This is a genomic window from Brevibacterium sp. 2SA (assembly GCF_005502845.1).
Lineage (GTDB): Bacteria > Actinomycetota > Actinomycetes > Actinomycetales > Brevibacteriaceae > Brevibacterium.
Window position 1 is genome coordinate 1 of the sequence record NZ_SCMW01000078.1, and the last position, 11,418, is coordinate 11,418.

Here is an 11,418-nt window from a genome sequence, read left to right on the forward strand (position 1 = left end):
GCGTTGCGGTCCGGGACCGGGGAGCCATCGTCATCTCTGCTCCTGCCTTTCAACTTCCACTGCATCGTGCTCGCTTCGGCCAGTCGGGTGATCGCCTCGGCCGGTCGGGTGATCGCCTCCGCCGACGCTCCACCGCTCTGGGGATCGTCCGTCCCGCGGCCGACGTCCTGTGCCGCAATCGGATGCGGCCGACGTCCCCTTGTGCCACCGGCGATGCGCTGGCCGAGCATCCGACATCTCGCTGTGTCTCCAGTGTCGAGGCGGCAGATGACGAAGAAAAGCGAATCATTTCGTGGATGGTCGTGAAAGAATATTGCATGATCGATCGTCGCCTCCACGTTCTCCGCGTCCTCGCCGAGGTCGGCACCGTCACGGCGGCCGCCGAGCGCCTCGACTTCACTCCCTCCGCGATTTCGCACCAGCTGAGAACCCTGTCGAAGGATCTCGGAGTCGCCGTGCTCGAACAGCACGGCCGCACCCTCGTGCTCACGCCCGCCGGTCAGCTGCTCCTTGAGCGCACGCAGGAGCTGTTCACCCGGTGGGAGGAGATCCGCGGGGAGCTCTCCGAGGCTGGACACGCAGTCAGCCAGCGGGTCCTGCGGCTGTGCGGCTTCTCGACGGCCGCGGCGAGTCTGCTTCCGCTCACGGCCGAGCGCGTCATGACCTCGCATCCCGGAGCCGAGGTGCGGATCATCGAAGCCGATCCGCAGGAGTGCTTCGACCTGCTCCTCGCCGACCAGGCCGACATCGCCGTCGTCGTCGCGACCGATCCGCTGCCGCCGCGCAGCGATGCCCGGTTCGAGCAGTCCGCGCTCTTCACTGACCGTCTCGATCTCCTCGTCCCCGGCCACCACCGTCTCGCCGGACGCGAGTCGGTGGCCCTCGGCGAGGCAGCGGAGGAGAAGTGGATCCTCGATCGGCCCGGCACGCCCTACCACCGCCTCGTGCGCACTTCCTGCGCCGCCGCGGGCTTCGTCCCCGAAGTCGCCCATGAGTCCCACGAGTGGGAGACGGGGGCCGCGCTCGTCTCGGCCTCGCTCGGCGTCGCGCTCGTCCCGCGCCTCGCGCACCTGCCCGAGGGCTACGATGCCGTGCGCGTGCCGCTGCGCGGGGATCCCGTCCCGGCTCGGAAGATCCTCACCGGGATCCGCAGCGGTTCGGCCGGGCAGCCGCTCATCGCCGCGGCGCTCACTGTCCTCACCGAGGCGGCCGAGGTCGTCGCCCGACGCACGTCGTGAGGATCCACCGCTCAACGCTCACGCGCGAGACCCGGGGTGAGACCCGACAGCGGTGGTCGACCCAATAGCGGTGGTCGACCCGACAGCGAGACCCGACAGTGCGACCCAATAACGGTGGTCGACACGACGATGCGGCCCGACTCACGGACCGCGCTTCGCCCTGCTGCCGGCATCACCTAGCCTGGAGGAGACCGCCCCTGCCACCCGGTGCTGCGCGCCCTCGGATGTCCGCACCCCGATGGACCGCACCACCGTCGCAGCGCGAGGGGTCCGCAGTGAGGAAGGACGTGACGATGAACGATGTGACCTACCTCGACGCCGATGCGGTGGTCGCGGCCCTATCCCCCGCCGAGGCGGTCGCCGCCCTCCGCGAGGCGCTGGCCGGGGATTTCGATCCGGCCGATGACATTCCGCGCACGATCGCCGACATCAGCGCCGGCAACATGATCTTCATGCCCTCCGAGCTCGGCGCATGGGTCGGGGTCAAGCTCGTCGGCGTCTCGGTCGACAATCCCGATCACGGCCTGCCCCGGATCCAGGGGCAGTACCTCATGTATGCGGCCGAGACGCTGCAGCTGCGCACGGTCATCGACGGTGCGGCGCTGACGACCCTGCGGACGCCGGCGGTGTCGGTGGCGGCGATCGAACCGGCGCTGTCCCGGTTCACCGGACCCGTGCGCGTCGTCGTCTTCGGGGCGGGCCCGCAGGGCGTCGGACACGTCGACACCCTGCGCGAGGTTCTCAACGTCGATCTCGCCGATGTCGCGTTCGTCGTCCGGCATCCCGATCGTGTCGCCGCCGGAGTGCGTGAGCGCGGGCGTGTCATCGCAGCGACCACCGCCGAGGCGAACGCCGCCCTGCGGGAGGCCGACATCGTCGTCACGGCGACGACGGCGAGCAGTCCGCTCTTCGACGGCGACCTCGTCCATGACGGTGCGATCGTCATGGCGTGCGGCTCGCACGACCCGCACGCCAGAGAGCTGCCGGCGTCGCTGTTCGCACGCTCGGCGGTCGTCGTCGAGGATCTCGGCACTGCGCTGCGCGAATGCGGGGATGTCGTGCTCGCGATCACCGACGGCGAACTCGACGCGGAGACTCTCATCACGATGAAGCAGCTGAGCACCGGGGAGGTCGTCGTCGACGACGAGCGGACCCTGATCTTCAAGGGGTCGGGGATGTCGTGGGAGGATCTCGCGGTGGCCGCGAAGATCACCGAGGAGGCATCAGCCGCATCGGCGGGGTGAACCCGGACTCAGGCCCAGTCCTGCATGGGACGCGGCGACCAGTCGTCGAACCACGGGCGCGCCCGGTGCTTCGCGGGCTTGTGCGCGGCGTCGCCGGAGAGCTCTCCGGCCGCGTCGAACGAGGTGCGGTAGCCGGAGTACTGTCCGCCGGACTGCGCTTCGACGGAGCCGTCGACGATCGAGAAGATGAGGCTGTCGAGTTGCTGGAGGAGGACGTCGGAGCCGTAGTCGCAGAAGTCGCAGCCGCAGTCGGGCACGCGGGCCAGCGACACCGCGGGGTCGCCGAGGGCGATGACGACGTTCGCGACGAGGTCGACGCCGTGGTCATCGGGGACGTAGTCGTTGAAGCCGATGACGAGTTCGGGATTGTCGGGGATTCCGCTCGTGAGCACCTCGGCGTGATCGGCGGACGCGAGGAACGGATCATCGGTCGCCCAGTCGACCTCGGGGTTCTCCCGCTCGCTGCCTCCCCACCGGCGCAGGACGTTGATCCACGCGCGGGCTCGGGCGTGGACGATGTCGAACTTCGCGTGGTCGGTGACGTCGGCCTGATCGTCGGGGCCGTTGACCCGACCCCATTCGAAGTCGGGATTGCGGTGGGGGTCGTCCCACCTCGGCGTGTCGGCTCCGGTGAGGAGGAATTCGTCTTCGACCGCACGGAACATCGCAGCGGCCCGATCGGACACCGGCATCGTCGCGATCGCATGGTTCCACCGCTGGTCAGAGCGGTCATCGAAGGATCGGGCAAGGTTGGTTCTCAGCTCTTGCCACCAGAAAGTCATGGTCCGATCTTAGTCCGGGTTGCGCGTCGGACCGGCGCGGCACTGGGGGAAGCGGTTCCTCAGTCCTGCAGACGCGTCGTGCCCTCATACCCTCCTGAGGTATTCAGCTGCTTCGCGTAGCAGTTGTCGGGGCCGAGACCGTTGGACGAACACCACGACAGCGCGTCCTCGGGATCGTCATAGCCGATGCCGACGATCGTCACCCAGAAATCGTCTTCTTTGAAACTCGCGAAATCCCCTGACCACACCAGTTGTACGCGCGGATATTCCTTCCGCATCTGCTCGTGTTCGGCGAGAATGTCCTTCGGCTCCCACGTCTTTCCCTCGGCTTCGAGTCCGACCTTCTTCGAACTCAGCTGGGGCACCCATTTGCCGTCGAGGTCGGCGACGACGGTCTTCCGATCCGTGGTGACGATCTGGTCGAGCGCCTGCTTCGGATCGGCGGGAAACGAGGGGGACGACTCCGGAGCTTCGGTCGGATCAGCGTCCTCGCTCGGTCCGGCGCTTGGAGCCGTCGAGGCGTCCTCGCCTGCCGGCGCCGTCGTCGCTGCGACAGTGGAGCCCTCGTCACCGTCCCGGTTGAGGAACATCAGGGCGCCGAATCCGATCGCGGCCGCGGCGATGACCGCGAGCACGACGACGGCGGCGATGAGGCCCTTGCTGCGCCGAGGCGGCTGACCGGCGGGTGCGGCGCCGGCGGGTGCGATCCCGGTCGGCAGCTGGTTCGAACCCGGTGGACCCGGCGGGGGTGCCACGCCCGGCGGAGTTCCGGGTCGGGCAGCAGCGTTGGGCGGTGGTGCTCCCGGTGTGGCCGCGTTCGCTGGTGGGGTGGCCGCGTTCGCTGGCCGGGTTCCCGGCGTTCCGGTCGCCGCGGACTGCGAGCGCGGGGGCCGCGCGGGGTTCTGCTCGGCGATGTAGGGCATGCTGGGGCTGTTCGGTTCCGCACTGTCGTTGCCCCAGCCCGTCTCGGCGCTCCGGCCCCAGCCGGTGTCGGTGCTTCCGGTGCCGGAACCTCGGCCCCAGCCGGTGTCGGTCTGCTGACCCCATCCCGAATCGCCGTTCTGGTTCCACGCATTCTCGGCACGAGGATTCTCCGCTTGAGCGCTGCCCGCCGAATCGTCGCGCGGCCATTCGTCGCCGTTGCCCTGGGGAGATTTCGTGCTCATCGGCAGCTCCAGATCACTTGTCGGTCAAAAAGTTCTCTTCACGGAAACTTCCATCGCCATTCTCAGCCTAATATAAGGACATCACTACAACTGAATGGATCGATGGAAACATCGATCTGCTGGGAAACCGATTTCAGACCAGCGGCCACGTCAAGCGCACTGCAGCGACCGGTGTGCGAGAGCAGTCGGAGGACTCCCCATGAGCAGAACGCCCGCATCTCCCCCTTCCGGACACGACGACGATGCCGACCGTCGCCCAGCCACCAAGGACTCAGCCACCAGGCCCGGCTCCCCCTCAGCCGCCGAAGGCGCCGAGGCGGCCAAGAGGACCGGCGAGGCCAAAGGAACCGGCGCGGTCAAGGGGACCGGCGCGGTCAAGGGCGCTGGGGATGAGAAGGCTGCCGCCAGTGCGAAGGGAAGCAGGGCCAACGGAAGCAGTGCGAAGGGAACCAGGGTGCCGGAGGCGACGGACGGAGCCAAAGGCAACGGGGCAGCGAAGTCGACCGGCGACGTCAAAGGCACCGGGGTGCCGAAAGCTGCTGACGAAGCCAAAGGCACCGGCACCGCGAAGTCGACTGACGGCACCAAACGCATCGGGACCGCGAAGTCGACTGACGGATCCAACGGCACCGGGATGCCGAAAACTGCTGACGGATCGAACGGCACTGCGAAGTCGACGGACAAGGTCAGTGCCGCCGGGACAGCGAAGGCAACCAACGACACTCAGGCCGACCAGCCGCCGAAAGGCAGCAGCGCGAGCGCCTCTGCCTCGCCTGACGCCTCTGCCACGCCTGGCGCTGCTGACTCGCCGGGTCAGACTGCCACGCCTGGCACCACTGACTCGCCGGGTGCCGCGGGCACAGACTCGGGCCCCCTCGGCGGCGAGGCAGACGTCCCCACGAAGCCAGGAGCTCCACCGACCAATTCCGCGTCCGAGTCCACCGAGGCGACGGCACAGTATCCGCGCTTCTCTCCGGAGGCTGCGGCGGCGTCCGCAGCCGCAGCGTCCATACCAGGAGCGGCTTCCGCAGCCGCAGCGAACCCGGCCGCCGATCCATATGCGACAACGGACACACCGTCTGCGGCACCAGGAGGGCAGTCTCCCACCCCCGGCACGTCGGGCCAGTTCCATTCACCGGGAGCAGAACAGGGTTCGCCGTACTCAGCCCAGCCCTACCCATCGCAGAGCTCAGAGAGCTCATCGCAGGGATCCCAGCCCTCTCCGCAACCGGGCCAGCCCTCTCCGCAGCCGGGCCAGCCGTATTCCCCGCAGAGCCAGACCTACGCCCAGCAGGGCTCCCCCTACCCATACCAGGGCTCGCCTGACCCGAACCAGGGTTCGCCCTATGCCGGCCAGGGCTCTCCCTATCCAGGTCAGAGTCACCTCGGCGCTCCGAGACCGTCATCGCGCTACACCGCCCCGCTCTCCCAGGGTGCGACGTGGCGGGCGATTCTCCTTCCGCCGGGAATCGCCCTCGCCGCGAGCATCGTCGTCGCGATCATCCTCGCCGCGATCGCCGGTTCGATGTCCGACCTCGACTCGTTCACCGAGTACACGGGCATGAGCACCGACAAGATCGGCTACGCGCTCCCCTTCGTCCTCCTCGCCCTGGCGCTGTTCGGCTCGGCCGCCGTGCGATTCGAGTTCCAGTCCGACGGATTCGCCTCGGCCAGTGGGGACATCGTCCTCTCCGGTGCCCCTCTCATCATCACCGCAGTCGTCCTCGGCACGCTGTGGTGGTTCACCCGGTGGAGCGAGCTGCGCTCCCCCTCCCCCAATCGGGGGTCGACGTGGATTCGCATCGGCATCTCCGCCCTCGCTTTCACCATCGTGCTCTTCGTCCTCCAGCTCATCTTCGCCGCCCGCTTCTCGCTCATGGAGGGCAGCCAGGGCGCCACACTCGAGTTCTCCGCGGTCACCGCGCGATCGTTCTTCCTTCCGCTCCTCGTCGTCATCGCCGTGAGCATGTGGGGTCGCATCGCCGGTCATTTCAAGGGCACCGAGGCGGTCGGAGCGCGATTCCTCCGCTGGGTCGTTCCCGCCGCACTCGTCGCATGGATCCACCTCATCGTCGTGGTCGCGATCATGTCCGTCGTCGCCCTCTTCGTCCTGCCGCTCGGACTCGACGTTCCCGGGCAGCTCGTCCCCCTGACCTTCGTCAACATGGGCCTCATCCTCACCCTGCTCGTCCACCTCGGCGGCCTCACCGCCTCGATGGCCGGCGCGTTCGGCATGGAGTCCGGAAACTTCTCGGAGACACTCACGATCTTCAGCGACGATGTGCCGGGACAGCTGTGGCTGGGGCTCATCGCAGTCACCGTCGCCGTGCTCGCGGCCTCCCTCGTCGCCACGGTCACGCGGCGTCCGTACTGGACCGCGCAGGGTCCCGATCCCCGGCAGTGGAGCACCGCATGGCGAATTCCCCTCGCGTTCGCCGTGGTGTGGGGGCTGCTCTCGGTCCTCGCGCTGCCTCTGCGCGCGGCCCTGCAGGGCTCGGCACAGGCGACGGAGATGTTCGGCGGCATGGGTACGGCTGAAGCCGGCATCGGCGTGCTGGCCTGGTCGTTCCTCATCTTCGCTGTCTGGGGCGGCCTCATCGAGGTGGTCTCGCGCACCCTTGGGCCGAGGCTGGCGCTGACGATGCCCGGTGTCGCGAAGCTCCTCGCCGGGCGCGCTATTCATCCGCACTGGGGACACGCCCTCGGGATGAGCGAACCGCGCTTCCCGCTCATCCACGCCGATGCCGTCGCCGGCGGGTCGACGCCTCCCCCGCCGCCACCGGTGGCACCCGGGTACCCGGCACCGGGCGGTGACGCGGGCGCGCCCGGACAGCCGGGCGCGGTCTCCCCGGCATCCGGTGGCAGCAATCCCGGAGATGCTCACTCCGCCGCGACCACCACCTCGGCGTCGGGGTCACAACCGGCAGGGGCATCCCCCACCGCTGGACAGGACGCGTCTGCGCCCTACGCTTCAGGGGCGGGCCACTACGCGGCCGGGCACGCCGTGTCGGCATCGAGTCAGCAGCCGACCGCCCAGCAGTGGAACAGCAGCGCGGCCCCACCCTCGGGTCCTCCGGCTGGGTATCCCGCGGCCCCGCCGGCCAAGCCCTTCAACCGCAGGAAGGCGACGCTCGTCGGAGTGATCAGTGGGGCGGCGGTCCTCGTCCTCGTCGCAGGGCTGATCGTCGTCACGCAGGTCAACGGCGGAATGTTCGGCCCCGAGGCCACCGTCGAGAAGTATCTGCAGCGCCTCGCCGACGGTGACGCCGAAGGCGCGCTCGAGATCGCCGATGTCGACGTGCCCGCCGAGCAGCGGCAGCTGCTGACGAACGACATCCTCGGCGGCGCCAAGGCCCTGCCGACCGACATCTCCGTCGCCGACGCCGATGTCGCCGATGATCAGGCGCTCGTGTCGGCGACGTTCGACCTCGGCGGGAGCAAGAGCACGACCGAGTTCTCGCTGGTGAAGTCGGGCAAGACCTCGCTCTTCTTCGACGAGTGGACGCTGCAGTCGCCGGAGCTCGCGCCCCTGACTGTGGACACTCCGGGACTGAGCACGGTCAAGGTCAACGGGATCGACGTCGACACGACCGACTCGGCGCTCTCCCTGCCGGCGTTCCCCGCCCTCTACACCGTCGGGTTGGCCGAGAAGAGCGACCTCGTCTCCGCGGATCCGATCGAGGCCCGCACCTTCTTCGGCGGCAGCGTCGAGGATCAGGATCTCGACGCAGGTGATCCCGCGCTGCTCGCGCCCGAGCCGACGGACGCGTTCCGCAGCGAGGTCGACAAGCAGGTCAAGACGCTCGTCGACAGCTGCGCGAAGAAGACGGTTGCTCAGCCCGATGGCTGCCCGTTCGGCTCATACAGCGCCGAGAGCTTCGATGCCACGGATCTCAAGTGGTCGATCTCGTCGTACCCGACCGTCACGGTGTCCGACCCGTCGTCCGATCCGTACTACTACGACGGCGGAATGGGGGCCGGGCCCAACGGCGGTCCGTCGTGGGCGATCACGACGGTCTCCGAGGGCGAGGCGCTGGTGACGGGCAGCTACGACTCGTTCTTCGACGACGGCGGGGCATTCGATGACACGGTGATCTTCTCCGTCGACGGCGTCGCCGAGATCGTCGACGGGAAGGTCGTCATCACCATCAGCGACGGCTACGACTATTGAGATGAGCGGTGGATGTCGTGGTGACCTGGGGCTGCCGTGATGGCCAGTGGCAACAGGGACGGCCCGTCGCCGCACGGACGGCTCGTCACCGTCGGGACGAGCCGTTGCTGCCGGAATGGTCAGCGTTCGGAATGGTCAGCTGTCGGAACGCTCGGCCGCTTGCTGCGAGGGACCGCGCCGGCGACGCCGCGCCTGACCAGGTCAGGCCCTGACCGTCTCCGGCCGTGAGCGCACGCGGGCCTGATCGTGGGCGGTCCCGACCAGTTCCGGGCCCGGACTCAGCCGGGTCAGTTCTTGTCGATGTCGTCGGCCCGGTCGAGCACCTCGGCGAGATCGTTGAGCCATGCTGCGTACCCGTCGTAGGTGAAGGCGCGCTTGTCGTCCCAGGTGCCGGTCTGCCCGGCCTTGACCGTCGGCAGGCTGAGGTAGATCGGATTCGTCTCGAAGTCGGCCGATGCGTCGTGGACGAGGAGGACATCGGCGGGGTAGTCGCTGATCTTCTCCCACGAGACCTCGGCCCATGAGCTGTCGGCGCCGGAGTCGGGTCCCACGAGGGTCACGCCGTCGTCGGCGAGCATCCGAGCGATGCCGAGGTCCTTCGCGGTGTAGATGATGTCGGCGTTGAAGTTCGCGAGGAGCACCGTGAGCCAGTCCTTGTCCGCGGTGACGTCGCGGATGCGCTGCCGTGCCGCATCGAAGTCTCGGCGCTGTGCGGCGATCTCCGTGGAGTCGGTGTCCGCACCGATCGCCTGGGCGACGGCGGCGTACTGGCCGAACATGTCGTCAGGTGTCTGGTCCTGGAGCTTGATCGGGACGAACGGGACGAGCGAGGTGACCTGTTCCTTGAGCTTGTCATCCCACCAGGTCCAGCCGTCACCGGTCTCGTTGCCGTAGGCGACGACGATGTCGGGCATTGTTGCGGCCAGTGCCTCGGTGTCGAGTTCCATGTCGGTGCCGACGACCTTGACGCCCGTGGAGTCGAACGACTTGCCCGGGGATTCGTTCTGCCCGAATCCGAAGACCGCGACGGGAGTGATTCCGTAGGGCGCGAGCGCGGCTGCGGAGTAGAAGTCCATTGCGATGCGCTCAGCCGGTCGGTCGAGGGTGACGGTGACGCCGTCGTAGCCGGCGGGCGAGTAGGAGAAGTTCTTCGCCGAGGATTGAGCGGCACCGGACTCGGACGCCTCGGTGGAGCAGGCGACGAGGGCGAGCGGAGCGAGAGCGGTGAGAGCCAGGAGCTGACGTCGGCGCATGACGACCTTTCGAGAGGGAACGGGAACGAGATCACCGTAGCATCATTGTGGAGAGGCTAACCTAACAAAGATGTTATGCTCGTCGAGTACCAGCCGGACCGCTCCTGCCTGTGCAGGAGGCAGAGGAGAACACGTGTCACGAGCATCCATCGGCGCTTTCGAGGCCACCGTCATCGGCATCGAGGACCTGAGCCCCTCATTCCGCCGCATCACCTTCGGTGGTGACGGCTTGGCGGATTTCGGCACCGACGGGCATCCGCGTGATCTGCGGTTCAAGCTCATCATCCCGCCGGGCGGACTGATCGCTCCGGAGTTCGACCTCCTCGGTTTCTTCGCCGAGCAGGTCGAGGCCGGGAACCCGTGGTACCAGGCGTGGCTGCAGGTCGATGAGGATGTCCGTGGGGCGATGCGCACGTACACCGTCCGCGAGTGGCGCAGCGATGCCCGGGAACTCGTCGTCGACATGGTGCTCCACATCGATGACGACGGCCATTCGGGTCCAGCGGCGACCTGGGCCACGAACGCTGAGATCGGCCACCGACTGCACGTCATCGGCCCGTCCCGTCACCACCAGGGCGCGTATGGCGGCATCGAGTTCGACTGCGGCGATGCCGATCAGATCCTGCTCGCCGGTGATGAGACCGCCGTCCCTGCCATCGCCTCGATCCTCGATTCGCTTAAGGACGGTGCAGTGAGCGGGAAGGCTGTCATCGAGGTTCCGAGCGCGGACGACATTCTCGATCTCACGGCACCCGAGGGTTTCGAGGTCGAGTGGCTGCCGCGCGGCGACGCCGACTTCGGTGCGCTTCTCGAGCCGGCGGTGCGCGAGGCCGTGCGCGCGGAGAACAAAGCCCTCGCCGAGGTGGGGGCATCGGTGTCCGTGGGAGGCGGAGTCGAACTCGAGGATGTCGACATCGACGAGGAGATCCTCTGGGACACGCCTGCCCTGCTCACGCAGGCCGCGAAGAGCAGTTCGAGTGACACCGAGCGCGGCTCCCGCCCGTTCTATGCGTGGATCGCCGGCGAGGCGGGCCCGGTCAAACGACTGCGCCGTTACCTTGTGCAGGAAGTCGGCGTCGACCGCAAACAGGTCGCGTTCATGGGCTACTGGCGACAGGGCAAGGCCGAGGGCTGAGTACGAGCCGAGGACTGAGAACGAATCGTCTCATCGTGGGGCGAGCTCGAGCTGACGGCGCCCCGACGGTCTGGTCGGCTGCGGTGTCGTTCAGGTGGCGGTTCCACAGCCACAGATGGTGATGGTTCCATAGTCGCAGATTTGGTTCGAGCACAGATTGAGTTCGGATACAGATTGGGTTCCGGCACAGATTGGGTTCGGGCACAGTTGTCCCCTCCGATCTCAGTCTGGTGGCCGACTCGCCTCGTTCGCATTCGACCCGTCCGCATTCGACCCGTTGGCACCCGACTCACCCTCACCGGCCTCATCAGGGCGACCCGTGTCGGCGAGGTCGTCGAAGAGGGTGCTCATGATGTCCTCGGCCAGGAACCGGGGATGGAAGACCGGTTCCCGGGCAGGATCGACCGATGCCGGTGGCACCCACGCCGG

The 11,418-nt window shown here is 67.9% G+C and carries 9 protein-coding genes; 4 read left to right on the forward strand and 5 right to left on the reverse strand.

Going from position 1 to position 11,418, the window contains the following annotated elements:
* A partial coding sequence (locus FFS20_RS18150; protein WP_212743372.1) for a hypothetical protein occupies positions 1 to 338 on the reverse strand: 338 nt, incomplete at its 3' end.
* On the opposite strand from FFS20_RS18150, the gene FFS20_RS16905 reads away from it, so the two are divergent.
* Together FFS20_RS16905 and FFS20_RS16910 are read left to right on the forward strand one after the other, a co-directional pair.
* The gene (locus FFS20_RS16905) at positions 318 to 1,238 is read left to right on the forward strand and encodes a LysR substrate-binding domain-containing protein (RefSeq protein ID WP_137826948.1); all 921 of its coding nucleotides are present in this window, start codon (positions 318 to 320) and stop codon (positions 1,236 to 1,238) included. The genes FFS20_RS18150 and FFS20_RS16905 overlap by 21 nt on opposite strands.
* Before the next feature lie 293 nt (positions 1,239 to 1,531).
* Positions 1,532 to 2,482 carry an ornithine cyclodeaminase family protein gene (locus FFS20_RS16910; protein ID WP_137826949.1) on the forward strand — a complete coding sequence of 317 codons (951 nt, stop codon included), beginning with the start codon at positions 1,532 to 1,534 and terminating at the stop codon, positions 2,480 to 2,482.
* An 8-nt stretch (positions 2,483 to 2,490) separates the two neighbouring features.
* Here FFS20_RS16910 and FFS20_RS16915 read toward each other — a convergent pair whose 3' ends face one another.
* Entirely contained in the window at positions 2,491 to 3,264 is a 774-nt protein-coding gene (locus FFS20_RS16915; RefSeq protein ID WP_137826950.1) for a DUF6226 family protein, read from the reverse strand.
* A gap of 59 nt (positions 3,265 to 3,323) precedes the next feature.
* Entirely contained in the window at positions 3,324 to 4,430 is a 1,107-nt protein-coding gene (locus tag FFS20_RS18420; RefSeq protein WP_249356920.1) for a hypothetical protein, read from the reverse strand.
* Between the two features lie 199 nt (positions 4,431 to 4,629).
* Between FFS20_RS18420 and FFS20_RS16925 the strand changes: the two genes are divergently transcribed.
* Positions 4,630 to 8,601 carry a hypothetical protein gene (locus FFS20_RS16925; RefSeq protein ID WP_249356921.1) on the forward strand — a complete coding sequence of 1,324 codons (3,972 nt, stop codon included), beginning with the start codon at positions 4,630 to 4,632 and terminating at the stop codon, positions 8,599 to 8,601.
* A gap of 287 nt (positions 8,602 to 8,888) precedes the next feature.
* On the opposite strand, the gene FFS20_RS16930 is transcribed toward FFS20_RS16925, so the two are convergent.
* Positions 8,889 to 9,854: an ABC transporter substrate-binding protein gene (locus tag FFS20_RS16930; RefSeq protein WP_137826951.1), complete on the reverse strand. Its 966-nt coding sequence runs from the start codon at positions 9,852 to 9,854 to the stop codon at positions 8,889 to 8,891.
* Between the two features lie 133 nt (positions 9,855 to 9,987).
* Here FFS20_RS16930 and FFS20_RS16935 point away from each other — a divergent pair, with 133 nt between their 5' ends.
* Positions 9,988 to 10,989 carry a siderophore-interacting protein gene (locus tag FFS20_RS16935; RefSeq protein ID WP_137826952.1) on the forward strand — a complete coding sequence of 334 codons (1,002 nt, stop codon included), beginning with the start codon at positions 9,988 to 9,990 and terminating at the stop codon, positions 10,987 to 10,989.
* Positions 10,990 to 11,211: 222 nt separating this feature from the next.
* Here the strand turns inward: FFS20_RS16935 and FFS20_RS18155 are convergent.
* Positions 11,212 to 11,418: hypothetical protein (locus FFS20_RS18155; RefSeq protein WP_137826953.1), on the reverse strand; the 207-nt coding region annotated here is incomplete at its 5' end.